The 23,529-nt window shown below is 54.8% G+C and carries 19 protein-coding genes; 7 read left to right on the forward strand and 12 right to left on the reverse strand.

What is annotated here, in order from left to right:
* Nucleotides 1–148: 148 nt before the first annotated feature.
* The 4 genes from ACKQAD_RS06310 to ACKQAD_RS06325 all read right to left on the reverse strand — a co-directional run bounded on the left by ACKQAD_RS06310 (nucleotide 149) and on the right by ACKQAD_RS06325 (nucleotide 5,394).
* On the reverse strand, nucleotides 149–736 hold the full coding sequence (locus ACKQAD_RS06310) for a heme acquisition protein HasA (protein WP_409159366.1): 588 nt from the start codon (nucleotides 734–736) through the stop codon (nucleotides 149–151).
* Nucleotides 737–856: 120 nt separating this feature from the next.
* Nucleotides 857–3,553: a TonB-dependent receptor gene (locus ACKQAD_RS06315; protein WP_409159367.1), complete on the reverse strand. Its 2,697-nt coding sequence runs from the start codon at nucleotides 3,551–3,553 to the stop codon at nucleotides 857–859.
* Nucleotides 3,554–3,814: 261 nt separating this feature from the next.
* Complete coding sequence (locus tag ACKQAD_RS06320; protein WP_409159368.1) at nucleotides 3,815–4,768, reverse strand: FecR family protein; 954 nt, start codon at nucleotides 4,766–4,768, stop codon at nucleotides 3,815–3,817.
* Between the two features lie 116 nt (nucleotides 4,769–4,884).
* On the reverse strand, nucleotides 4,885–5,394 hold the full coding sequence (locus ACKQAD_RS06325) for an RNA polymerase sigma factor (RefSeq protein ID WP_409159369.1): 510 nt from the start codon (nucleotides 5,392–5,394) through the stop codon (nucleotides 4,885–4,887).
* Between the two features lie 264 nt (nucleotides 5,395–5,658).
* Here ACKQAD_RS06325 and ACKQAD_RS06330 point away from each other — a divergent pair, with 264 nt between their 5' ends.
* The 3 genes from ACKQAD_RS06330 to ygjG all read left to right on the forward strand — a co-directional run bounded on the left by ACKQAD_RS06330 (nucleotide 5,659) and on the right by ygjG (nucleotide 9,099).
* Entirely contained in the window at nucleotides 5,659–5,820 is a 162-nt protein-coding gene (locus tag ACKQAD_RS06330) for a hypothetical protein (RefSeq protein ID WP_225087537.1), read from the forward strand.
* 120 nt (nucleotides 5,821–5,940) lie between these two features.
* Nucleotides 5,941–7,365: an aminobutyraldehyde dehydrogenase gene (patD, locus tag ACKQAD_RS06335; protein WP_409159370.1), complete on the forward strand. Its 1,425-nt coding sequence runs from the start codon at nucleotides 5,941–5,943 to the stop codon at nucleotides 7,363–7,365.
* A 327-nt stretch (nucleotides 7,366–7,692) separates the two neighbouring features.
* Nucleotides 7,693–9,099, forward strand: coding sequence for a putrescine aminotransferase (ygjG, locus tag ACKQAD_RS06340; RefSeq protein ID WP_409159371.1), 1,407 nt, complete (start codon nucleotides 7,693–7,695; stop codon nucleotides 9,097–9,099).
* A gap of 126 nt (nucleotides 9,100–9,225) precedes the next feature.
* Here ygjG and ACKQAD_RS06345 read toward each other — a convergent pair whose 3' ends face one another.
* Nucleotides 9,226–10,212 carry a class I SAM-dependent methyltransferase gene (locus ACKQAD_RS06345; protein ID WP_409159372.1) on the reverse strand — a complete coding sequence of 329 codons (987 nt, stop codon included), beginning with the start codon at nucleotides 10,210–10,212 and terminating at the stop codon, nucleotides 9,226–9,228.
* Nucleotides 10,213–10,334: 122 nt separating this feature from the next.
* Here ACKQAD_RS06345 and ACKQAD_RS06350 point away from each other — a divergent pair, with 122 nt between their 5' ends.
* The 3 genes from ACKQAD_RS06350 to ACKQAD_RS06360 all read left to right on the forward strand — a co-directional run bounded on the left by ACKQAD_RS06350 (nucleotide 10,335) and on the right by ACKQAD_RS06360 (nucleotide 14,508).
* A complete protein-coding gene (locus ACKQAD_RS06350) occupies nucleotides 10,335–11,267 on the forward strand; it encodes a helix-turn-helix domain-containing protein (RefSeq protein WP_409159373.1) in 933 nt (310 codons plus the stop codon).
* Between the two features lie 283 nt (nucleotides 11,268–11,550).
* Nucleotides 11,551–13,053 carry a glycine betaine/L-proline transporter ProP gene (proP, locus tag ACKQAD_RS06355; protein WP_409159374.1) on the forward strand — a complete coding sequence of 501 codons (1,503 nt, stop codon included), beginning with the start codon at nucleotides 11,551–11,553 and terminating at the stop codon, nucleotides 13,051–13,053.
* 135 nt (nucleotides 13,054–13,188) lie between these two features.
* The gene (locus tag ACKQAD_RS06360; RefSeq protein ID WP_409159375.1) at nucleotides 13,189–14,508 is read left to right on the forward strand and encodes an SMP-30/gluconolactonase/LRE family protein; all 1,320 of its coding nucleotides are present in this window, start codon (nucleotides 13,189–13,191) and stop codon (nucleotides 14,506–14,508) included.
* A 70-nt stretch (nucleotides 14,509–14,578) separates the two neighbouring features.
* Here the strand turns inward: ACKQAD_RS06360 and ACKQAD_RS06365 are convergent, their stop codons facing one another.
* Complete coding sequence (locus ACKQAD_RS06365) at nucleotides 14,579–14,818, reverse strand: hypothetical protein (RefSeq protein WP_409159376.1); 240 nt, start codon at nucleotides 14,816–14,818, stop codon at nucleotides 14,579–14,581.
* 71 nt (nucleotides 14,819–14,889) lie between these two features.
* Here ACKQAD_RS06365 and dksA point away from each other — a divergent pair, with 71 nt between their 5' ends.
* Entirely contained in the window at nucleotides 14,890–15,309 is a 420-nt protein-coding gene (dksA, locus tag ACKQAD_RS06370) for an RNA polymerase-binding protein DksA (protein WP_409159377.1), read from the forward strand.
* An 81-nt stretch (nucleotides 15,310–15,390) separates the two neighbouring features.
* Here dksA and ACKQAD_RS06375 read toward each other — a convergent pair whose 3' ends face one another.
* From ACKQAD_RS06375 to ACKQAD_RS06400, 6 genes are all read right to left on the reverse strand, one after another.
* Entirely contained in the window at nucleotides 15,391–16,851 is a 1,461-nt protein-coding gene (locus ACKQAD_RS06375) for an AMP nucleosidase (RefSeq protein WP_409159378.1), read from the reverse strand.
* A gap of 312 nt (nucleotides 16,852–17,163) precedes the next feature.
* Complete coding sequence (locus ACKQAD_RS06380; RefSeq protein WP_409159379.1) at nucleotides 17,164–18,942, reverse strand: ABC transporter permease subunit; 1,779 nt, start codon at nucleotides 18,940–18,942, stop codon at nucleotides 17,164–17,166.
* 39 nt (nucleotides 18,943–18,981) lie between these two features.
* Nucleotides 18,982–20,493 carry an ABC transporter substrate-binding protein gene (locus ACKQAD_RS06385; protein ID WP_409159380.1) on the reverse strand — a complete coding sequence of 504 codons (1,512 nt, stop codon included), beginning with the start codon at nucleotides 20,491–20,493 and terminating at the stop codon, nucleotides 18,982–18,984.
* Nucleotides 20,494–20,503: 10 nt separating this feature from the next.
* Nucleotides 20,504–21,751 (reverse strand): MDR family MFS transporter, encoded by a 1,248-nt coding sequence (locus tag ACKQAD_RS06390; protein ID WP_409159381.1) that lies wholly within the window; start codon nucleotides 21,749–21,751, stop codon nucleotides 20,504–20,506.
* An 88-nt stretch (nucleotides 21,752–21,839) separates the two neighbouring features.
* Nucleotides 21,840–22,676: an ABC transporter ATP-binding protein gene (locus ACKQAD_RS06395; RefSeq protein ID WP_409159382.1), complete on the reverse strand. Its 837-nt coding sequence runs from the start codon at nucleotides 22,674–22,676 to the stop codon at nucleotides 21,840–21,842.
* Nucleotides 22,673–23,506 carry an ATP-binding cassette domain-containing protein gene (locus ACKQAD_RS06400; protein WP_409159383.1) on the reverse strand — a complete coding sequence of 278 codons (834 nt, stop codon included), beginning with the start codon at nucleotides 23,504–23,506 and terminating at the stop codon, nucleotides 22,673–22,675. Before ACKQAD_RS06400 ends, ACKQAD_RS06395 begins: the two co-directional genes overlap by 4 nt.
* Nucleotides 23,507–23,529: the final 23 nt, after the last annotated feature.

The raw sequence follows: 23,529 nt of genomic DNA on the forward strand, positions 1-23,529 counted from the left end.
ATTACACTCAATAGACCGCCGCGGTGCCGTGCCCATCATGCTTCACGCTGCATCCCTGCAACGCGAAGGATGACGAGTATCACTACTCTCTCCGTACCGCGACGGTGTTCACTCAAACGGCTAAAAGCGTCATCTTTTAGCCGTTTTCTTATGCCGCCAGCAGATCGGCGGTTTCGGCGACGCCAACGACGTCAACTACCGTGTCGGCTGACAGCGCCGCATCGGACGTTGCTGTCGCGAAGCTCAGGCTATCCAGGCTCGCGTTGATGTCGATGCCGACATTGGTCAGCGCATCCAACAGCGGCTGAACCTCACCGCTCATCAGACCGTAAACCACTTCATGCACCACGCCTTCACTGCCGCTATCCACGGTGCTGGAGAGATCCAGACCGCTAAAGGTAACCTGGGGTTCTTGAATGGCGTATTCAGTGCTGGTGCCGCCGCTCAGACCGTCGCCAAAGGTCAGTGAATCCAGTTGGCCGTACAGAACGTGGTTAGAGAATTGATACGTCAGGTTGCCTTCGGCAACGAAGGCGGAGGTGTCGTTATTCGGGCTGACCAGAGAGTATTGTGTCCCGTTATTCCAAGAGGTGCCACCGTAGAAACCTCCTGAGTTGCTGTCGGTAACGTTACCGTTGGTGTGGTTAGCATCGCCGAATAAAGAGGACCACTCGGTCAGATACTGGGAGATAGAATAACTGGAAAACTCGGTGTCATACTGAATACTTAAACTCATGTTTTATTCCTCATTAATACTCTATCTGATAAACGGAGGTGTTTTGTACCTCCTCTGACAAACCGCGTATCGTGATGATTCTCGGTTGATTCACACGCAGGCAGTCCCTGCGAAGAATGTTTAAAAGCGATATTCAATTCCGCCCTGGATGGTTCTTCCTCTCCCCAGTGTGTATGAAATAGAATCGCCATAGCTAACGATGTACGCACGATTAGTGACGTTTTCTATCGCCCCGCTGACCTTTAAATTACTCGTGATTTGATAGCTGGCGTAGAGATCGAATAGGGTATATTTGGGCCAGTCGGCGACGTAGAAATTGCCAGTACCTCCCGCCTGATTCACCGCCGAGCGATCCTGATAGCCTCGGTTGTAGCGAATCACCGTGCCGACATCTAATTTACGATCAAATGCTCTGGCGCCAATCGTGAGACTGCCCCGATCGCTCGGCATATAGGATGACGAGCTAAAAACGGTGCTGTAGTTGCATTGCACGTAGTTGTTCACGTCATCATAGGGCGTGGCGTAGTAATTATTTCGTCCGCCTTCGCGTATGACAACGCCGCCAAGCCAGGCCGTGTTTGAGCAAAAGTCATTTTTGCCAATCATTCGGGTGTAGGTCAGATCGGCATAAAATCGGCCTGTGTCGTAATTCAATTGATATTCAATGCCGCGGAAACGGGTTTTTGCCAGATTATTGACATAGGCTGCGTTACCAGAACCTGCGCCAGTGTAGACACCGGGTTTAACTCGCCCGATCTCCATATTGATGTAGTTGCTTATCTTGGTATCGAAATATGCCACCTTGGCAACCAGACGATCGGATTCTGTAAGCAGCTCACTGGCCTTAATATTGAACCCTGTTTCCCACGCGGTTGACCGTTCCGACCCCAAATAGGGGTTGGGATATTGCGTTGATGAAGAGTGCGCACTGCCGGTGGTCAATGTTTCCGTAATGGCGGGGGGGCGCCATGATTTCCCATAATTGCTGAACAGTTCCAGCCAGTCTATTCCCGGCTTAACGGCAATAGCTGCGGTGGGAGAGAGCTTTCCGGTTTCGCTATCTACCTTCCAGAAGTGAGTGTTTCTGACGGTCGGGCAGAGTGTGAGACGATTTGCCGTACAGGGGCTATCCACCGTATACGGGAACTCGGTGATCTCCATGCCCGTTGTACCACGCAGCCGATAGCGGTCATAACGCAGGCCGCCTTGTAACGTGAGGAAATCATCATAGCCGTAGGTCAGGTTGGCAAACAGGCTGGCGAGGGAACGATTGCCATCTGGCGTGACGCCTGCCATAGATTCACGTGTGGATTCACTACTGGCCTTATCGTAGAAAACGTCAAGGCCATAGTTGGCGCTTAGCTCATGCCGTGCGGGTAAACTGAAGCGTGAGGTATTCTGTGCTTGCACGCCATAAGTGCGCATGCGGCTGCGCGTCCAATAGCTATTATCGATGACGCTGGTACTGTAAGTGTCTGATTTATCTGTCGTGTCGACATAATAGAGCTTGGCGCTAAAATCAAGCCAATCGCGATCGTCCGGGTTCAGGTGGTAATCCAGCGCGCTGCTACGCGACATGATGTTGCTAAACCCGCTTTTTTCCCAACCCAGTTCGGGAAACGTGGTGTTCGTTAACATGCTGGGATTGGGCGTGTCTGTCTGCGTCTGCAAATAACTGAACTGGATACGTTGGTTGGCGGGAAGATTCCAGCCTACTTTAGCCAGCCGGGAGCGCATCGTGTGGCCTGAGTCAGTCACTTTGCCATGTTTCAGCGAATCGCTGGCGCGAAGCGTGTTCTCATCGCTTCCCGATGCGGTGCGAATATCGCCGATTTTACCTTTGTTTCCCGGCCAGTAATCGCCCAGATGGCGCTCGCTGGCGGCGACCAGAATGTCGCCGCTTTCGTTACCCAGCGCGAGAATTCCGCTGCCGATAAAATGCGTTCCATTATCGCCCGTGCTGGCATGCAGTTTTCCTCCTAGCGCTTTCCCCGGAGCCAGAAAATCACTGGCGCTGACGGTGTGAAACGTGGCGATGCCACCAAATGCCCCGGCGCCGCCCATGCCGCTCGTGGCACCTTTCTCAATCGTGGCGCCAGAGAGCAGTTCTGAATCGATATACATCTGGCCATTGCGCTGCCCGTGACCGCTTTTCTGAAAATTCTGCCGCATACCATCAATGTTCATATTGACGCGGCCGTAATCCTGTATGCCACGAATATTCACCGAGAGTGCGGGGTCCTGCTGGCTCACGCTGGAGTAAACACCAGCGGATTGTTCGAGCATATCTGCGGCGTGGCGGGCAGGGCGATTGTCCATCTGCTCGCGTGAGATGACGCTGATGGCTCGCGGTTGTGCGTAGATCCAGTCACCTGGATTAGCGACGGTGAACGCGCGCACCGTCATCACATCGTCTATTTTTGCCATATCGACGTTGGTTGAACGAGGTCGCAAGGTAATCACGCCATTGCTGCCGATCTGGAAATCGATCGGGTTGGCACCGATCAACTGGCGCAGTCCTTGCTCTGGCGCGAAACGACCCTGAAGCGCGGTGGCCTGCATGTTTTCCAGTTTGATGTCAGTAAAAAAGACCTGTAACCCGGCTTGTTCAGCAAAGCGGAGCAACGCGCTGCTCAGCGGTTGCGAACGGATAGAAAAGGTGACGTTTTGTCGAGCCGCTTCCTGAACGCGGGTTATCTGGGTCTCTGCCTGCGCAGAATGGAATGCACCAGGCAGCGAAAGCGCGATGCCGACGGCAAGAGAAAGTGGATTAAGTTGTAACAAGCGGCTGTGTTGCTGTTGTGTTTTTTTAAACATTTTTCGCCTGATCTTCTATCCGTTAAATCATTAATAGGTATTAATAAACAAAGGGATACTTAGCTCTGTTTTTATTAATGAAAATGATAATAAAAATCATTACCTAAATATGAAGACGGCTGAGATGACAGAACCCGTAAAAAAATATTTAAAATTTTTTCTTCGATGCGTTGCACCCTTGTGAATGTAACGGGAATTGATGAGAAATTGCCACGCCTGGGCGGCATGGCAGGCGTGGAAAAGGGATGGGCGATAAGGGGATCAGTACAGAACGGTGACGCCGGGTAGTGAAACCGTTTTGGCACCCAGTTCGGTAGTGATGGTTTGCAACGCGCCATCCAGCTCATTCAACGAAAAAATGCCACTGACCTGACGCTGGCGCAACGTTGAACTGGGAATGACGATCGTACCCGTTCGATATTGATTGATACGGGCGATCACGCTCGCCAGCGGTTGTTGATCAAAAATTAGTAGGCCGCGTCGCCAGTCGCCGCGCGCGCGACTATTCCAGTCCAGAAGCCGAGTCATCCCTTGTTCTGTATAGCGTGCCGCCTGCTGCTCATCAAGCCGTAGCGTTTGCCCGTTTGCCGTCACCTGAACGCTGTGTTCCACCACGCCGACGGTTGTTGTCTGTGATGAATTCTGCACGATGAACTGCGTCCCCAGCGCCTGTGTTGTACCTGATGCGGCATCGACCAGAAAAGGCCGTTTTTCCTGTGTGTTTGTCGGTGCGACGGTAAACCAGACGGTGCCTTGCAGCAGCGTGACGCGCCGCTCTTGTGGTGAATAGTCGAGAGCAATGGCGCTACCCGCATCCATATCGACCTGGCTGCCGTCCGGTAATGTAACCTGTTTGACCTGATGGTCTGCACGATAATCCGAGTGCAGTATAAGGATACCGTCGGAAAGCCACGTTGTGCCGATACTGAAACCCAGCAGCAATAAGGCTGCAATTTTCCACTGCGTCGCACGATTGACGCGTCGGCTGGGCAATGTTGCTGGCGGCTGTGGTTGCAGTACCTGCCGCTGCTCGACGCTGAGCGATCCGAGCCCATGCCAGAGCCTCTCAGCCTGTTCCAATGCGTGGCGATGGCGCGGATCCTGTGCCAGCCAGCACTGGAATGTCAGCTCCTGTTCATCGTCCAGCGGCGCTTCGGCCAAACGTATGGCCCATCGTGCTGCCTGCTGATGGATTTCAGGGGGGTAGTCGTTCATGTTGTAGGCCTGGAGTAGGTAGGGTCTCTAAATAAGTAGACGTCTGACGGCAATAAACCCGTAAATAATTTGTGATTATTTCATGGTGGTCGATGTTTTTCATGATAATGATCGCTTCACGAGGAGCGACTCGTCATCATCGCATGCAGCGTCATGGCAAGGTGTTTCTCAACCGTGCTAAGAGAAACCTCCAACTGCTGAGCAATTTGCGCCTGCGTCATGCGTTCAAATCGGTGCAGATGAAATATCAGTTGCGTGCGTTCTGGCAGCGTCGCCAGTACGTTTGCCAGACGTTCCAGTTCCTGTTGAGCGATGGCTGTTTGATCGAGCTGAGGCGCGGCATCCGGCAGGTATTCCAGCGTCGCTTCCACGTCGTCGACAGACGTCGCCATCTGCCAGCGCTGCTGGTGGCGAACATGGTCGAGCAGCAAATTATTTGCTGTCTTATAGAGATACGCTTTTTTGTCGTCTACATCATCCTGCTGTTCCAGTCGTTGCGCCAACCGTAAAAAACTCTCTTGCACCAGATCTGCCGCTGCCTGAGGGTCACGCAGTTTATGATTGAGATAGCGTTCTAACCGTTCTGCATAATGGTTGAACAGCATTCTGAGTTCAGACTCTGACATGCCAACGTCCCGTCAGGTGACCTTCCCGCCGCCTTTGCGGCAACAGAACCCCTTTCCCTTGTCGCGGCGCGATCTCTCATAGTGCGCGGCACTGTCCGCTGACGTCGACGGGGCAAGGCCCTGAATAATAAATATGATGTAATTGATAATTATTATCACATATGACGAACGGGAAAGCAGAGTTAAATCTTCTTCAGATTGGCGGATTTTCGCCGTCGACTACACTTATCTTTGTTGACGTATTATTTTTTGAGAGGAATGACGATGGCGACGAAGGACGATCCTAAAGACGTGACGGTCAGCGAAGGACTGGCAAAGGTGCATGAGGCGTCAGATCAACTGACGGAAGAAGAAATTGAGGCGCTGGCGGAGGAGGCTCGACAGGCCGCGACGCAGACGAAGAAAGCGTCTGACAACAGGCCCTAGCGGGATATCGCCTGTGAGGGAACCTGTGGGTTATCAAACATAAAGTGGCAGGTTTTTTGCACAGACATTTTGCAGATAGCGATGATGAACACGATCGGTTTCTCTCTGTAAGGAAAATGTATGCATGACAAATTACTGATAGAAGGCAAGCTGGTAGCGGGGAAAGGCGAAGCGTTGCCAGTATTCAATCCCGCAACGGGAGAGCAAATCGCCGCCATTGCGCAGGCTGATCTGCACCAGGTTGATGCAGCCGTTCTGGCTGCGGAGTCTGCCTTTGCACACTGGAGACAGACTACGCCGAAAACGCGCGCGACGCTGCTGCTACAGATTGCCGATGCCATTGAAGAAAACGCCGAGACGTTCGCCGAGCTTGAATCGCTGAACTGCGGTAAACCCTATTATGCGGCGCTGAATGATGAAGTGCCAGCGGTCGCCGATGTGTTTCGTTTTTTTGCCGGTGCGGCGCGCTGCCTGAGTGGTTCAGCAGCAGGAGAGTATCTCGACGGGCACACGTCCATGATCCGGCGCGATCCAGTTGGGGTTGTAGCCTCTATCGCTCCGTGGAATTATCCACTGATGATGGCGTCGTGGAAGCTGGCTCCGGCGCTGGCCGCAGGAAACTGTGTGGTGCTGAAACCGGCGGAGCAAACCCCACTGACCACATTCTATCTCGCGCATTTGCTGGCGGAGATCCTGCCTGCGGGCGTGGTGAATATCCTGTTCGGGCGCGGGGCGGATATCGGCGATGCGCTGACAGGGCATGAGAAAGTGAACATGGTATCGCTGACCGGTTCGATTGCGACCGGCGCGCATATTCTGTCGCATACCGCCGCGAGCGTAAAACGGACGCATATGGAGCTGGGTGGCAAGGCTCCAGTGATTGTTTTCGATGATGCGGATATCGATCAGGTTGTTGATGGTATCCGCAGTTTCGGATTCTACAATGCGGGTCAGGACTGTACCGCAGCCTGTCGGCTGTATGTGCAGCGTGCGGTCTACGATGAGGTTGTGGAAGCATTAGGCAAAGCGGTAGCGACGCTGAAAATGGGCGATCCGCAGGATGAAACAACCGAACTGGGACCGTTGATCACCGAACCGCAGCTTGAGCGCGTTATCGGTTTTGTCGAACGCGCCAAAGCGCTGTCGCATATTACGGTGGTGACGGGTGGCGAGCGGGTGAAAGGGCAGGGATACTACTTCCAGCCTACGGTATTGGCGGGGGCGAAACAGGAAGATGAAATCGTACAGAAAGAGGTGTTTGGCCCGGTGATCTCTATTACACCATTCGACGATGAGGCGCAGGTGATTGGGTGGGCGAACGCCTCGAATTATGGATTGGCCTCGTCAGTCTGGACGCATGATATTGGTCGGGCGCACCGTCTGGCCGCCTGCCTACAATACGGCTGCACCTGGGTGAACACCCATTTCATGCTAGTCAGCGAAATGCCACACGGCGGGCAAAAGCTGTCCGGCTACGGCAAGGATATGTCGATGTACGGTCTGGAAGATTACACCATTGTGCGCCATATCATGATCCGCCACTGAGGTTACTCACATCGTCTCAGGGGCAGCTTGTCTTGAGAAAGACGTCAGGTGCTGAAATAGCGCGTTTGTCCAGCCTCGGCGTGCCCCAAAACAGGGCAGACTGGGCACTCGCGGGGCATCATGGGATTTCCCCCTTACCTTCACTCTGACATTCACTATTCGGGTTGGTCATTAATTTCGAATACTCGAAATTAGTTCAAATTATCTGCTTGTTTTTTGGTTTAGATCGCGTTTTTGTATTTTATTCGGATTTGAGGCGGGCGACTGGCGTGTTATGTGCATTAATTAAATTGGCATCACGTGATGTCCGTTTTCAAGGAGCGCATTTTGTCCAGATCACACGCCCACCTTACCCCGCTAGAGTGTACTCAGCAGGCGCTACATTGGATTCATAGTGACACGCTATCCCACGATGACATGGCGGCACTGAATCGAGAAGTTTTGAGTTGTTTTCGCGAATACGTCAACCCAGGTTTTCTGGAGTACAGAAAATCTGTCACTAGCGACGGCGATTACGGTGCAGTCGAATGGCGCGCCAGCGGCCCGAATACGCTGATTGATACCCAAGGGAATGAATATCTGGACTGCCTCGGCGGTTACGGTATTTTTAACGTCGGGCATCGCAATCCTAACGTTATTGCCGCCGTTGAACGCCAGCTTGCCAGACAACCGCTGCACAGTCAGGAGTTGCTCGATCCGCTACGGGGGCTGTTAGCGAAAACGCTGGCAGCGCTGACGCCGGGCAATTTGAAATACAGCTTCTTCTGCAATAGCGGAACGGAATCGGTTGAAGCGGCGTTGAAGCTGGCGAAAGCGTATCAGTCGCCGCGCGGCAAATATACCTTTATTGCGGCGACCGGCGCGTTCCACGGGAAGTCGCTAGGGGCGCTTTCTGCCACCGCCAAGTCTGCGTTTCGTCGTCCTTTCATGCCGCTGTTACCCGGCTTCCATCATGTTCCTTTTGGCGATATTAGCGCCATGCGCAAGCAGGTTCAGCAATGCCAGAAGACCGGCGATGACGTGGCAGCCATCATCCTTGAGCCTATTCAGGGGGAAGGTGGCGTGATTGTACCACCGGAAAATTACTTGCCTGCGGTCAGAGCATTATGCGATGAGGTTGGGGCATTGCTGATTCTGGATGAGGTACAAACCGGCATGGGGCGCACGGGCAAGATGTTTGCCTGTGAGCATTACGGTGTGCAGCCCGACATTCTGTGTCTGGCGAAGGCGTTGGGCGGTGGCGTAATGCCGATTGGCGCCACAGTGGCGACGGAAGAGGTGTTCTCTGTGCTGTTTGAAAACCCGTTCCTGCATACCACCACGTTCGGCGGCAATCCGCTGGCCTGTGCGGCGGCGCTGGCGACCATCAATGAATTGCTGACACAGCATCTGCCGGAACAGGCGGCGACACAAGGGGAATTTTTGTTACGGGGCTTACAACAGTTGGCGGCCGAGTATCCTCAACTGATTATCGAAGCACGAGGAATGGGGCTGTTGCAGGCTATCGAGTTCAGGAAAAACGAGCTCGGGTATGCCTTCGCAAAAGAGCTGTTCCAGCGTAATGTTCTGGTCGCGGGTACGTTAAATAATGCCAAATCGGTCAGGATAGAGCCACCGCTTACCATCACGCGCGAGCAATGTGCCCGCGTACTAAAGGAAGCGAAGGATGTACTCAAGAAGCTCAGTGGCACGATGCCTGACGAAAATAGAATGAAGGAATATGCGGTAGAGTGAAAAACGAGACGGAAACACGCAGCACCCTATTATGTTCATCCCGAAAGCCAGTCAGCTCTCACTGACTGGCTTTTTGCATTCAGGGGGCTGTTTACATTCAGGGAAGCATGCCCTACGAATGGGCGGTTATTGGTGTTTACGGGCGATCAGCACATTTAACGGTGCCATGGGAAACGCTTGATGACGCCGGGTTTCTACCGAGTTAAACCCTGCCTCCAGCAGCCACTGTGCCAGTTGGCCTTCCCGCGTAACGTGGCGTCCACTCATTTGCATGGGCAGATAGAACGGCAGTATGGGGGCTGCATCGTTGGCGTCTTCCGCGATTTCTGCCTGCGCCAGCACCAACGTTCCTTTTGACGTCAGGGCGTGGCGGAGCGTAACCAGCATGCCGGGAATGTCCTCGACAAAATGCAGGAAAGAAGAACTCCAAATCAGATCGTATTTTTCGTCAGGAAACGCGCCACTGTGTGCCGACAGTCGTGTTGATAATCCGGTGGCATCGATATTGCGCTGCGCCACGGCGGCGGTTTGCGGCAGGTCATAGACCGTGCCGGAGATCTGTGCGTGGCGCAGTGCCAGCGTAATCGCCACCCAGCCGGGGCCACCGCCCAGATCGAGAACATGTCTGATTTGTGGGAAATCTGGCAGGCTGGAGAGCAAGCGATTGGCAAGGTCTGCCGTTATCGAACGCTGCTCCTGAGCAATCTGTTGCTCTGCCGCATTGGCCCATGCTGTGTCACGCGGTAACTCGCTTAACTGTGTTGGCAGTGGCTGGTGCATTCCATCCCCGAGCCCTTGACCAAATTGGCGCAGGCTGGTGAGGCGAAAACGCCAGGCATCCCCCAAAAAACGTGAACGGCTGCGGCAGAGCACGGCAGCGCAGGCGGGGGCGGTGCGATAGCCATCATGATGGCGCGTCAAAAATTGCATACTCCACAGAATCTCGAGCAGAAATCCGGTTTTCTCCGGCTGCCAGCCCAGCATTTCCGCCAGTTTTTCCGGTGTGGTGATCGCCTCCAACCGGTCGAAAATCTGTTGCTCCAGCGCCAAATGTAAGGCATCGGCTTGCACGCTGCTGGCGGCAAGCTGCCATAACGTCCCTAATGGATTCATAAGCGGTCTGTCTCATTGATGGTCAGTCGATAGGGAATATGCTATCTATAAATGAGAATCGTTATTATGTTCATTGTTATGCGAGACGGCGTTTTTCCTATGCGAAACGGCGGGGGAAGAGGATGCAAAGGCTACAAGGGCAACGTGAAAAATCAGCAGGCGATCGGTGCGGTGCTAGCGAGGCGAGTATCTCAGGCTCTCGACGTTTCTTGCCGGACAATGTCGGTGAATGTTGGTCGGATTTCAGCCGTATTGATACCGATCTGTCGCTGGTCCGTTCGCAATACCGCCCGCGCCGCGCGTTAGTGGAAGAAACACAGAACCCACATTCACAGCCCATGCTGGTAATGACGTTTGCGCTGGCAGGGGAATCCGCCTATTGCGATGGCGGTGGTTCTCAGGTCTGGTTTCGTCAGCAGCATGTCACTATCACGACGTTTGCGGCCAGTATGGGCGAACGCCATTATCAGGCTCAGCAACAGGTCGATCAGCTACGACTGCTGGTGGGGAGAGCGGCGGCGGTGCGTTATTTTGGCGCAGACTGTGCGGAACCGTTGTTCAGTGGTTATGGGGTGCAGCAGCGCGCATTTACCTCTATCTCTGCGGCCAGCCAGATGCATGTAAATGCGCTGTGTGGCGACGCCGATCCGCTGAATCGCCATATTCACGCCTTAAGCCTGTTGTCGCAGTATCGACACCTCCTGCAACCGGAGGAGAGGCGCAGCGGTATTCATCCACAGGAACGACAGCAATTGGAACAGGTATGCCGGTGGATGCGGGAACATCTGGCTGAGCCGCTGACGCTGGCCTGCATTGCAGCTCAGGCGGGGATGAGCGAATCCAGACTCAAACTCGGGTTTCATCGCTGCTTTGTGACCACGCCAGGTCAGATGCTATTGCAGATGCGGATGGAACGGGCGTATCAGTTGCTGGAGCAGGGATTTCAGGTGGCGCAGACGGCCTGGCAAGTCGGCTATCGACACCCGACTAATTTCAGTCTGGCATTTACGCGCTATTTTAACCGTAATCCGAAAATGATTGCGGCACGTAAGTAACGTGTTCACTGAAGAGAATATGAGCACATTGTCATAACCTTTTACCGTTATTTTCCTTTCATTATATTCCCGTGCGTTATTTAGGCATCCGGTGTCATTCTCAGGCGTGAAGCCAAGCCTTTGTCTAAATTCTTCTATACTCCATTCAGCAGCATCAACCTGTGATGAATATTGCGACCAATAAGCTGTTTATTTTTCAGTATGCAGCCGTATGGTTCCCTGTGCATGAAAGAGGGAATTTTATTTTTAATAAATGGTCGTTTTTTAAGCAAAGGAAAAAAGGATGAGATTAAAAAAGCAAAAAATTGAACCGATGAAAATTCAGGACATTACCATTATTGATAATGCCAGACTCAAAAAGGCCATTACTGCCGCTGCATTGGGTAATGCGATGGAATGGTTTGATTTTGGCGTATACGGCTTTGTGGCGTATGCGCTCGGACAGGTTTTTTTCCCCGGAGCCGACCCCGGCGTACAAATGATTGCCGCGCTGGCAACGTTCTCGGTTCCCTTTTTAGTGCGACCACTCGGCGGGATATTCTTTGGGGCGATGGGCGATAAATTTGGTCGCCAGAAAGTCTTGTCGGTCACCATTATTATCATGTCGGTGAGCACATTCTGCATCGGCTTGATTCCGTCCTATGAGTCGATCGGTATTTGGGCACCGATATTACTGCTGTTGGCGAAACTGGCGCAGGGTTTCTCCGTTGGCGGGGAATATACCGGCGCGGCGATTTTCGTTGCCGAATATTCCCCGGACAGACGACGCGGATTTTTAGGGAGCTGGCTGGATTTCGGCTCTATCGCCGGGTTCGTGATGGGGGCGGGTGTTGTGGTGTTGATTTCCTCCATCGTGGGGGAAGAAAGTTTTCTCGACTGGGGATGGCGTATTCCGTTCTTTATTGCCGCGCCGCTCGGATTAATTGGGATTTATTTACGTCATGCGTTAGAAGAAACGCCAACATTCCAGCAGCACGTTGACAATATTGATAAAGAATCAAAAGACAGTATCCAATCCCCGCCGAAGATCTCGCTGCGTGAAATTGTGACCAAGCAATGGAAAGGCCTGCTGATCTGTATCGGGATGGTGATTACCACCAATGTCACCTATTACATGCTGTTGACTTATATGCCGAGCTACCTTTCACACAGCCTGAATTATTCGGAGGATCATGGGGTGATGATTATTATCGCTGTCATGATCGGGATGCTGTTTGTCCAGCCGGTTATGGGACTGATGAGTGACCGCTACGGGCGTAAACCGTTTATTATTTGCGGCAGTATTGGCCTGTTGTTACTGTCTGTGCCGAGTTTCATTTTGATCAATAGTGATGTGATTGGGCTGATCTTCTGTGGATTGCTGATGTTGGCGGTACTGCTGAATTCCTTCACGGGGGTGATGGCCTCAACGCTTCCCGCGCTGTTCCCCACGCATATCCGTTATAGCGCGTTAGCGACGTCATTTAACGTGTCCGTGTTGGTTGCAGGCTTTACGCCGACAGCAGCGGCCTGGCTGGTGGAGTCTAGCGGTAATCTGTATATGCCCGCATATTACCTGATGGTGATTGGGCTGATCGGCTTGATTACCGGGATGTCGATGCGAGAAACCGCTAACAAGCCGCTGAAAGGCGCGACGCCTGCGGCATCGGACCGGACGGAGGCCAAAGAGCTGTTGCAGGAGCAATACGACAATATTGAACAGAAAATAGAAGATATTGATGAGCAAATTGCCGAACTGGAGAAGAAAAGAAAACGGCTGACCGAACAGCATCCTGAAATTAACTAGCTTCAATTTTTTACTGTAGTCAGCGAGCGCCACAAATGTGGCGCTTTTGCTATGCGTCTTCCTGTGCGATTCTGGTATCTTTATTTGTTATGTTATAACATAACTTAAAATCACAATAACATCACGGAGAGAAAGATGCAGAAAACGACAATCGCAGCGGCTCTGGCGCTGTTGATGGGGACGGGAAGTGCGAGCGTTCAGGCGCACGAACACGAGGTATTACGCGGACGATTAATTTTTTCCGATCACCAGAAACCGACGCTCAGCGTGCTGGATCTGGATACCTTCAAGGTCACACATACCTTTGATGTGGGTCGAGCGAATGCCTCGCTGGTGCCTACCGAAGATGGCCGATTCACAATCGTTAATCTTTACGATGACGCAGGCACTATCGCTTTTCTTGATACCGGTCTGACCTATGAATCTCATGACGATCACATGGACGTGCATAAAGGTGAACCGCGCCTTCTGCCGTTACGGGTGACAGGCGACAAGCCGTCGCATATCACCTCGGAGAATGGCTGGGTCGCCTGGTCCTACGATGGCTTACGTCCGTGGGACGGCCCCAGCCAGCCGGAGTCGGTCATGATTCGTTTGTCGGCGCTGGATAGTGCGAATCCCGTGGTGGAGAAGCGTAAGAGCCCGGCACCGCAGCACGGTATTACCGCACCGCTGGGGAACAATCAGTGGCTGATTTCCATGCCGAAAGCCGCCTATGCCAAAGGTGATGATAAAACGGTGACCTCACGGCCTAACGGTTTCGTCGTTTATCAGCAGGATAAGAACTGGAAAGCGATAGCGAACTTTAATCAGGAGCAGGATCCCCAACGTTCTTGTAAAGAGTTTCATGGTCACAGCTCGCTGAACCACGTCCACGTTTTTGGCTGTAATGCGAAGCTAACGGAAGGGGATGCGAAAAGTGATGGCGGTGTATTAATCGTAAAACAGCATGGCGGGAAATGGGTATCGCACAAGCTGGCTTACCCTGACGATCGCCGCACCAGCACGCTGAAATCCGGCCTGCAAGGCCGCTATGTGATAGGTAATTACGGTGGACTAGGCGGGCAGCCGTTTAACGCACTGATTCGCATTGATCCTCAGGCTAAAAAGCTCACGGCGCAGGATACATTCTCGATCCCGGACGGTCAGGCGGTGTGCAAATTTGTGGTGTCTGCCGATGGTAAGCGGGTCGCCAATCTGACGCCGGATGGTAAGCTGCGTTTGTATGACGTCGCGCCAGACTGGAAGCCAATCGCCAGTTTTGATGCAGTTGAGGCGTTCGATTGTGCTTATGGTGCAAAAACGCCAACGCCGTCGCTCGCGATTGTCGGCGGCAGCGTGTACGTCAGCGATCCGGTCAACCAGCGCATTCGTGAGTTTTACCTGAACAGCGCGAAACAAGGGCTAGATATTAAAATTGATGGCGCACCTACCGAACTGGCGGGTAAGCGCTGAAACACCGATTGGGACAGAAGCACGACGCGTGCAGGGATGCCCGCACTATCTCGACCTGTGGCCGTGGCGTTTAGCGACCAATGAGCCGCAACTGCGTACAAAATGGGCAACCGCAGCCGTTAACGGAAGTCGCATCGCACTGACCGGGATGAATGGTCTGTAGCCCCATCGGCGTGAAGCCGGAAAAGGGGCGTCTGGCCTCATCGGTATTACGTAACCCAGCATCATCTGGCTGGGCTATTTTCGCCTGAAAGGCAGAAGCTTGCGTCGCGACCAGGGAAAGAAACAGAACCGACAGACCTTTTTTCATTGGGCACATCCTCTATGGTGTTTTTACTGTTATAACATAACAAATTTGGGCGTGCTATCGTGGAGGACGTTATGCCAACTCGGAAACCAAAAGAAGAAGTGAGAATCCTCGCTATGCCTGAAGCTGATTACATGAATCCGGCACAATTGGCCTTTTTCACGCAGCGCTTACAAACGGAGCGCCTGACGCTTCTGCAACATATTGAGGAACTGAAAGGCAGTATTCAACTGAGCGAGCAGAGTGGTGATGAAGGCGATAAGGCGATGCGCGAAGAAGAGCTGAGAATGCTGTTTCGGCAAATTGATCGAGAAAGCCGACTGTTACCTAAAATCGATGCCGCGTTACAGCGTATCCGCAGCGGTGAGTACGGTTATTGTCTGGAAACCGGCGAGCCGATAGGGCTTCGGCGGCTGTTACTAAGGCCAACGGCGGAATTAAGTATTGATGCCAAGCAAACGCAGGAAATTAAAGAGCAGCACCGTCGTCATTAGTGCCGGGGTGAAGACCGTGCGCTGGCGTTGCATCGGGCAACCGCATGTCTGTCGTTGCCCGTTTGAACACACGTTATTCAATCAGCGGAACGGTGGCTCATTAAAGGTACGGAGCTTGCGCGAATGTAGCTTGTCGCCTTCCGCCCGCAGCAGATCGATGGCGCAGATGCCAATCTGCAAATGCTCCGATATGGCCCCTTCATAGAAACGGTTAGCCTGTCCCGGCAGTTTGATCTCACCGTGTAGTGGTTTATCCGATACGCACAGCAGCGTGCCGTAAGGGACACGGAAACGATACCCCTGCGCGGCAATGGTTGCGCTTTCCATATCTACCGCAACGGCGCGACTGAGATTAAACCGCAGCGCGGAAGCCGCATAGCGCAATTCCCAGTTGCGATCATCGGTGGTCACCACCGTGCCGGTACGCAGGCGCTGTTTAACCTCTTCCCCAGGCATACCGCTGACCATTTTGGTCGCGTCGTACAGCGCGCGCTGGACTTCGGCGATGCTAGGGATCGGAATATCCGGTGGTAGAACGGCGTCCAGTACGTGATCGTCACGCAGGTACGCGTGTGCCAGCACATAATCGCCAATGGACTGACTCTCGCGCAAGCCGCCGCAGTGACCAATCATCAGCCAGGCGTGCGGGCGCATGACGGCGAGGTGATCGCAGATGGTTTTGGCGTTGGATGGCCCGACACCGATATTGACCATCGTAATCCCTTTCCCCTGATGAGGAATCAGATGATAGGCGGGCATCTGGTGGTTCTTCCATGCCAGATCGGACACCGTTTGCTCGGGGTTAGGCGTGTTGGCCGTGATGTAGATGCCGCCTGCGCAGGATAGCGCCTCATAAGGACTGTCAGGATCGGCGATCTGCGCACAGGCCCAGCGCACAAATTCATCGACATAGCGCGTGTAGTTAGTGAAGAGGATGAATGGTTGAATATGTTCCACCGGCGTGCCGGTATAGTGGCGAAGCCGTGCCAGCGAGAAATCGGTGCGCAGCGCGTCGAAGTGTGACAGCGGCGACGTGGCGGTGGCGTGGAACAGGCCATCTGCCGTCTCGTCCCCAATCTGCGACAGTTCCGTCGTGGGGAAATGCTTGGCGATGCCGGCACTCATGGAACGATCAAGAATCAGATCGGAGCCGTCGAGCACATAGGGAAACGGAATTTCCTGCTGAGACGGGCTGACCTCAATGGTGACATCATAATCCCCCTCCAACAGCGTGAGCTGTTCTGCCAGATAAGCGCGCAGAAAGGCCGGGCGGGTGACCGTGGTGGAGTAGCTGCCAGGATGGGTAAAACGTCCATAGGCGCGATGGCGGGGATGTCCGGTCGCATTGCCGCTCCAACTGACACGCAGAGCCGGGTAGGAAAACAATCCCGCCGCGCGCGCGTTGACATCAGGCAGGGTGCCATCATTGATGAAGTCTCCGATGGCGTCGCGCAGCGCTGAGACGGCGTCATCATACAGCGCTTCCAGTTTATCCAGAGTCTGAGTGACGGTAAGACTGACGTGGGATCCGCTGTTATGCATATTCTCTCCTTTAATCACGCTCTGCACTATACCCGTCATACTTCACGTTGCATGTGCGTTGGCTACGTTCAAATACTCGGCCCGTCGTGGGCCTCGCCTAAAGGGCTAACGCTTCACGTTGTTTAAAACGTTGACGTTTTGTCCTGAAACTCGAATTATTCAGGGTATATCAATTCTGTACTTCGGCAGAGATTAGCTCACAGCGTAACTGAAGATGCACAGACCCGCCATTGTGAAATCTGGCGGGGTAGCGATCGTGAAGAGAAGCGGGCGCGTAAGCGATGTGCCGAGATAGCGTTGTCCCGCGATAGATTAATGTTTGTGGCGACCGGAAAGGTTGGCCGCGCTTACCGCCAGTATCGACAGTACGCCGAGTGCGGCAGCCGGTACCAGCACGCCCCAGAAAGCGCGTTCGATGTACGGCATCCCTTCTGCCAGCACGCGTCCCCATTCCGGCGTCGGCGGTGACGCCCCCAGTCCTAAAAAGCCGAGTGATGCCAGCGCCAGCGCGATACCTGGCAATCGCAGCATCGCATGGCGAAAGAGTGGGCCAACCAGTGCAGGCAACACATAGAACAGGCTGCGGCGTATCGGTCCCACGCCGAGTATCGGCAGCATCCGAATATAAGGTCGTGCATTGATTTCGGCGACCAGTGCCGCTGTGTGGGCAGCTAATGGTGCCCAGCTCACTGCAATCACTGCAATCGCCGCGCCTGTTGCCGTTGGACCATTGGTTGCAGCAACCAGCAGCCCAGCAATCACTGGTGGCAGAGCGTTCGTCACTTCGATGGGGCCGGTGAGCAGACGCGGGAACAGGCCAACCAATAGGCCGATTGCCAGACAGGCCAGCGATACCACCAGCGCCAGCAGACAGGTATTTAGCGTGCCGTGTGCGACGCGCGCCAATAAATCACGCCCCATTGCGTCCGCGCCAAAAGGCAGCAGCAATGACGGCGGTTGCAGACGCAGAAAAGCGGAAGTATAGGGATCGCGTGGTAAACCCGCCAACAGCAATAGCGCTAACAACAGCATGCAGATAATCGGCAGCCACACAGCATGGCGAGACACCGGACTACCGCGTTCTTCCGGTACTGGCATTGCGCCGCTCCGCAATGCGCGGCCGAGAATGAGTAGCCGTACACCGCTGGCGGCCATGCCAGCCAGCGAGGCGATGAGTAATAAAATCAGTACACCGGCCTGCAACGCGGGGAGATCCTGCGCGGCGGCGGCACCCAGCGTGGCGCGACCCAGACCGGGAATTGCAAATACTTTTTCGACGGCAATGGCACCGCCGGTTAATGAGACCAGCACCAGCCCGACCAGCGGCATCACGCTAGGCAGTGTGCGTTTCAGCACCGCCAGGGCGATATGGCGGCGGCTGACGTCTGCCACGCTCCAGGTCGTTAGCCAGTTTTCGCTAAAAGTGGCGGAGAGTGCATCGGCGATAATCCGGCCAAGGTAACCGCCAGCCGGAATACCGAGCGCCAGCGACGGCAGCACTACGTAATGCAGCCCCAGCCAGCCATAGGGCGGGAACCACTGTAGCCAGACGGCACCGACGATCAGCAGAAATGACGCCAGCAGAAACTCGGGCAGTGCGGTAAATAAGGCGGCAAACAAGCCGCCTGAACGATGAACCTGACCGCGTAACCCCTGCCGAAAGGTCGGGGCGCACAGCACGGCAGCCAGCGTGAAGGCGACCATCGCCGAGGAAGCCATCAGTGTGAGCGAGACCCCCGCCGCCTGCAACATTCCTGGGAGCACTGGGCGACCTGAAACCCAGGAGTTGCCTGCATCGCCGTGCAGCAACCCCGTCAGCCAGTTCCACAGTAAACGCAGCGGCCCCTGATCCAATCCGAGAGAGTGGCGAATCGCGTTTAGCGTTTCCGCTGTCGCTTCCTGCTCGCCGGAGCGGGCGCGTAGCAGTGCCAGCGCTGGATCCTGACCGGATAGCCACGGCAGCATACCAATCAGTACCACAATCCCCGCCAGCGTCAGCAACCGTGAAAACAGTGGGATTAGTATGCCGTAGCGCGGGCGTGGCGTTTGGTTGATGGTTGCACAGGTGCGGCAATATAGCGATTCGCTCATAAACTCGTCATCTTTCTGGTTACTGGGGCGTGTTATCCGTTATTTTGCGCCAGTGGCAATATGTGTGGTGGCGTTAATCAGGGTGCGTTCACGCGGATCGCGTAGCGCATCTTTTACCTGTGCACTTTCCCCTTGAATCACGCGCTCATGCAGCATTGGGATCGCAGCATCGCTGGCAAGGATTAGATTTTCTGCCTGCATGATGGCCTGACGGCGTGTTTCACCAGCAGGGATCGCCGCCGCGTTTTGCAGCGCTTGATCGATTTCCGGACGGCATAGCTGAGCAATGTTGAATGACCCTTCGCAGGCAAAATCGCTGTACAGGTAAGCCACCGGATCGCCGGAATCCAGCACGGTGGCGCGGGATAAAATAAAGGCGTCAAACTTGCCGGCCAGCGCGTCGGACTCGATCTGCGCATATTCGCGCACAACCTGTTTCACCGTAAATCCGGCGGCGGTGAGTTGCTGTGCCAGATAGACCGCCACTTCAGGCAGCTCGGCGCGGTCGCTGAAGGTTGCCAGCGTGATCGTCGCACCCGCAGGCGTACCGGCCTTAACCGGATTCGACACGGGCTGGCGCAGTTCCGCGGCCCACGGCAGCGCCGGGCCTAACAGACCCTGCGCGACATCAGCACGTTTTTCATACACGTTATCCACCAGTTGTTGACGGTTGATCGCATCACGCACGGCGGCACGCATGGCGGGGTCTTGCATCACGCCGTGGCGCGTATTGAGATACAGCGTGTTGGTGCGCGGCATCGGGACCTCATGCACCAGCGATTGATCCAGCAGCGGTGCCTGAGAAACCGGAATGGCTTCAACAATGTCTGCCGTGCCGGTACGTAATGCCGCTGCACGCGCTGCGCCGTCGGACACAAAGCTGACGTCGATACCGCTGGCCTGGGCTTTCTCACCCCAGTAACCGTCGAAGCGATCTAATACCGCGCTGCTGGTGCCGGTGACGGTGCGTAGAACGAACGGCCCACTTCCCGTATTGATCGGATTGACGACGCCATTTTTACCGTATGCCGTGGTGGAGAGAATAGCCAACTGCGGACTGGATAAACGCTGAGGTAGCAGTGGATCCGCTTTAGCGGTGGAGACAATCACGGCGTTATCGCCATCGGCTTTTACCGTTAACTGCACGCCGTCCAGAATGCGCGGCTTGGGAGCCGCGGTGGACGCTACGGTGAGTGCGTTAACCACCGTGGCGGCGTTCAACGTGGTGTTATCGTGAAAATGGACGTTGGGGCGCAGTTCAAAACGCCAGGATTTATCATCGATCTGCTGCCATTTTGTCGCCAGCGCGGGCTGGGCCTCGCCGAGTTTGTCGAGCACCACCAGCGTTTCTGCCGTGCTCCAGCGTGAGAGCTTAAAGGCATCGTCGCTCAGCGGCGTCAGGCCGGAGCGTGGCGGTTGAAGCATTGCCAGTTTGATTCGACCGTCATGATGCGAGGTGTGCTTTTCCTCCGGTTCGTTGAAGCAGCCTGAAAGCAGCAGCGTGGCTGAGAGCAGGCCGGAAACGGGCCACTGGAAATTACGCATATTCATCAGTCTGTCCTTATTCATTCACGGTTGATGCGGATTTAAACGGGCGGCAGATGACCATCATCGCCAGCGAACTGCACAGCGGTACCGCGGCGAGCAACACCCACGGAATGGCGGCCTGTGGCGACGGCGTCAGTGCGCGATCGAGCTGGCTACCGAGCACAAAGTTGCCGACCAGCACAGTGATGCCGCCCATCGACGCCAGTGCACCATAGTGTGCCCCTAAATTCTTGTTGTTGGCAAAACGAGGAATGAGGTCCATGCCAACGGGGACGATCAACATTTGCCCCAGCGTCAGCAGAGTAATCAAGGAGATCGCCGGGAGCAGGCGCTGCCAGCCTTCTGGCGGTGTGCTGGAGGCAAACAACGCGACGCTCAGGAACGAGGCGGCCAGGAACGCAAAGCCCAACGGCAACATGCGTGCTGCTCCAATGCGGCGAGCAAAACGCGCCAGCGGAAGCTGTAACCCGATCACCAGCAGTGAAGCCAGGACAAACAGCGGACCGAGATCTTTCTCACTGCTGCCGGAGCGGTGCAGTTCAACCGGCAACGCCAGATAGAGCTGGTTGTAGCTGAACAGATAAGCGCTGTAGGCGATAATGAACGCGACGAAACGGCGCTGACGAAAAGTTTCCCACCAGGGGGCAATATGCAATTCCCCTTGCTTCCGCTGTGTCGGCGGCAGGCTGAAAAACAGGACGATGAGAGCGATAACAAAGACGGCTGCGCCCGCGAGCGCCACGCGCTGGAATCCGAACCCAGCCAGAACGGAACCGAGTAGTGGCCCCAGCACCGCGCCCAATTCGCCGCAAATCGCAAACAGGGCGAACCACTCAGAACGCGAGCGTTTTCCCTCTTTTTCACTTTGCGTACCGGCCTGTGCCATTAATGCCTCAATGGCAGGGGAGAACAGCGCACCGCCGACGCCGGTCAGGCAGGCGCCCAAAATAATCGGCCATAGCGAGTCGCCTAACGCGAGCAGTAAATAGCCGCTAATACGCACAACGCAGCCACATAGGATGATCACGCGAGCGCCGAAGCGGTCAGCTAGCGCTCCACCGACCAGAAACATTCCCTGTTGCGAGAAGGTGCGTAAACCGATCACCAGCCCGATGGCCCAGCCAGAAAGCAGCATGTCGTCGCGCAAGAAAATAGCGAGGAACGGTACGACGGCATAAAAACCAATATTGAAAACAAGCTGGCTGCCCAGAAGCAGTGGTGGGTAAGGTTGCGGAGTACGGTTGGCGGCAAGGTCTGACATTCAATCATCCGTTATAAAAAAGCCCGTTATGGGGGAATGGGTTATCAACGTGATATTTTATTGTAAAAAGCAGCGCCTTTTCGGCGAGCTAATAGCCGGAGGTCGATAGCGCGGGCACGGCCTGCAACAGACGGGCGGTGTGCGCCTGTTGTGGTGAGGCCAGCACGTCAACTGTAGGGCGATCTTCGATGATGCGACCGTTATCCATGACCAGCATTCTGTCGCACAGCCCGGCGAGCATGGAAATATCGTGCGAGACCATCAGCAATCCCATTTTGTTTTGTTCGGTGACCTGCTGAAGCAGGGCTTTAATCTGTTCACGCAGAGGCAGATCCAGACCGCTGACGGGCTCGTCCGCGAGTAAAAATTCGGGCCGAACCATCAGTGCTCGCGCCAGTGCGACGCGCTGCGCTTGCCCGCCAGAAAGTTGCCCGGCAACCTTGTCCAGAAGGACAGTACTTAGCCCCACCTGATCCATCACGTCACGCAGGCGAGCCGCGTTTTTCTCACTAGAATGTGTGTTCTCAGTAGGGCGTAGACGTTTCAGCGGTTCAATGAGGAGATCGGCGACGCGCTGGCGTGGCGCAAGGGAACCTGCCGGATCCTGCGGAATGTATTGAACGCGGCGGCGATACCACAGCAGCGAACGGACAGAGCCGGGCTTAATCAGGTTACCGTCGCAGTACACCGCGCCACTCTCAGGGGCTTCAAGCGCGAGCAGGGTTTTCAGCAGCGTGGATTTTCCACAGCCGGAAGCGCCAACCAGACCGACGCGTTCGTGCTGTTGCAGGTTCAGCGACAGGTCGTGAAAAATTGCGCTAGCAGGATTGGTTTTTTGCCAGGGTAAACGTGGTGTCTGACGATAGCGGCTGACGTGTTCAAGGCGTAAAAATGGTGAGGGCACCGCATGCAGGTGGTGATTCATCCGGCAAGCGCTCCGGCAACGGGTAACCGACTGTCGGATACAAAATGATCAGATAAAAGCGTGTCAGCGCGACGTGCGGCGGCGACCAGGCTGCGGGTATACGGCTGCTGGGGTGCATTCAGGAGCTGCTGCATGCTGCCCGATTCAATGACCCGACCGTTCTCCATCACCAGACCGCGCTGGCAGAGTTGCGCGGCAACGGCAATGTCGTGCGTAATAAACAGCAGGGCGGGCGCATTCGACTGCATGCTACGTTCCTGCAAGACTTGCAATACCTGCTGCTGGGTCATGACATCCAGTGCGGTAGTGGGCTCGTCCGCCACCAGCAGGCGCGTTTTGCCCAGCAGTGCAAGGGTAATACAAATGCGTTGACGCTGACCGCCGGACAACTCGGCAGGATAACGTTGAAACAGGTTGGGAATATCATCCAACTGCATGGCGCTAAGTAGGGCAGAAAGCTCAGTTGAAGAGGTGGTTTTCAACGCCAGTGACAGCTGTTTTCCTAACGGCATGAGGGGATTGAGCGCCGTTGCCGAATCCTGGAACACGGCAGAGACACGGCTGGACTGCGGACGTGCCAGCGCTTTTAACCGAGCGATCTCCTCACCATTGATTCGAATGCTGCCGCGAATCTGGCAACCCACCGGCGGTGTGCCGATGACCGCTTTGGCGGTGAGAGATTTACCGGAACCGGATGCGCCGATCAGACAGACTCGTTCGCCCGCAGACAGCGTAAAGCTGATATCGCTGACTTTGGTTTCGCCGCCAATAGACAGGCTAAGGTTCTCTACCTGAAGAATAGCGTCTGTGTGTCTGTCCCAATTGATCATGGCTACGTATACGGTTAGCGTGA

This window comes from Pectobacterium artocarpous (genome assembly GCF_046159765.1).
Taxonomy (GTDB): domain Bacteria; phylum Pseudomonadota; class Gammaproteobacteria; order Enterobacterales; family Enterobacteriaceae; genus Pectobacterium.

What these genes read in the sequence shown, in the direction of transcription:
- dksA (WP_409159377.1), top strand. Translation starts at nt 14,890, where the DNA reads ATGCCAACTCGGAAACCAAAAGAAGAAGTGAGAATCCTCGCTATGCCT.
- ACKQAD_RS06365 (WP_409159376.1), bottom strand. Translation starts at nt 14,818, where the DNA reads ATGAAAAAAGGTCTGTCGGTTCTGTTTCTTTCCCTGGTCGCGACGCAA.
- ACKQAD_RS06345 (WP_409159372.1), bottom strand. Translation starts at nt 10,212, where the DNA reads ATGAATCCATTAGGGACGTTATGGCAGCTTGCCGCCAGCAGCGTGCAA.
- patD (WP_409159370.1), top strand. Translation starts at nt 5,941, where the DNA reads ATGCATGACAAATTACTGATAGAAGGCAAGCTGGTAGCGGGGAAAGGC.
- ACKQAD_RS06400 (WP_409159383.1), bottom strand. Translation starts at nt 23,506, where the DNA reads ATGATCAATTGGGACAGACACACAGACGCTATTCTTCAGGTAGAGAAC.
- ACKQAD_RS06375 (WP_409159378.1), bottom strand. Translation starts at nt 16,851, where the DNA reads ATGCATAACAGCGGATCCCACGTCAGTCTTACCGTCACTCAGACTCTG.
- ACKQAD_RS06315 (WP_409159367.1), bottom strand. Translation starts at nt 3,553, where the DNA reads ATGTTTAAAAAAACACAACAGCAACACAGCCGCTTGTTACAACTTAAT.
- ACKQAD_RS06320 (WP_409159368.1), bottom strand. Translation starts at nt 4,768, where the DNA reads ATGAACGACTACCCCCCTGAAATCCATCAGCAGGCAGCACGATGGGCC.
- ACKQAD_RS06310 (WP_409159366.1), bottom strand. Translation starts at nt 736, where the DNA reads ATGAGTTTAAGTATTCAGTATGACACCGAGTTTTCCAGTTATTCTATC.
- ACKQAD_RS06330 (WP_225087537.1), top strand. Translation starts at nt 5,659, where the DNA reads ATGGCGACGAAGGACGATCCTAAAGACGTGACGGTCAGCGAAGGACTG.
- proP (WP_409159374.1), top strand. Translation starts at nt 11,551, where the DNA reads ATGAGATTAAAAAAGCAAAAAATTGAACCGATGAAAATTCAGGACATT.
- ACKQAD_RS06395 (WP_409159382.1), bottom strand. Translation starts at nt 22,676, where the DNA reads ATGAATCACCACCTGCATGCGGTGCCCTCACCATTTTTACGCCTTGAA.
- ACKQAD_RS06325 (WP_409159369.1), bottom strand. Translation starts at nt 5,394, where the DNA reads ATGTCAGAGTCTGAACTCAGAATGCTGTTCAACCATTATGCAGAACGG.
- ACKQAD_RS06385 (WP_409159380.1), bottom strand. Translation starts at nt 20,493, where the DNA reads ATGAATATGCGTAATTTCCAGTGGCCCGTTTCCGGCCTGCTCTCAGCC.
- ACKQAD_RS06390 (WP_409159381.1), bottom strand. Translation starts at nt 21,751, where the DNA reads ATGTCAGACCTTGCCGCCAACCGTACTCCGCAACCTTACCCACCACTG.
- ACKQAD_RS06350 (WP_409159373.1), top strand. Translation starts at nt 10,335, where the DNA reads ATGCAAAGGCTACAAGGGCAACGTGAAAAATCAGCAGGCGATCGGTGC.
- ACKQAD_RS06360 (WP_409159375.1), top strand. Translation starts at nt 13,189, where the DNA reads ATGCAGAAAACGACAATCGCAGCGGCTCTGGCGCTGTTGATGGGGACG.
- ACKQAD_RS06380 (WP_409159379.1), bottom strand. Translation starts at nt 18,942, where the DNA reads ATGAGCGAATCGCTATATTGCCGCACCTGTGCAACCATCAACCAAACG.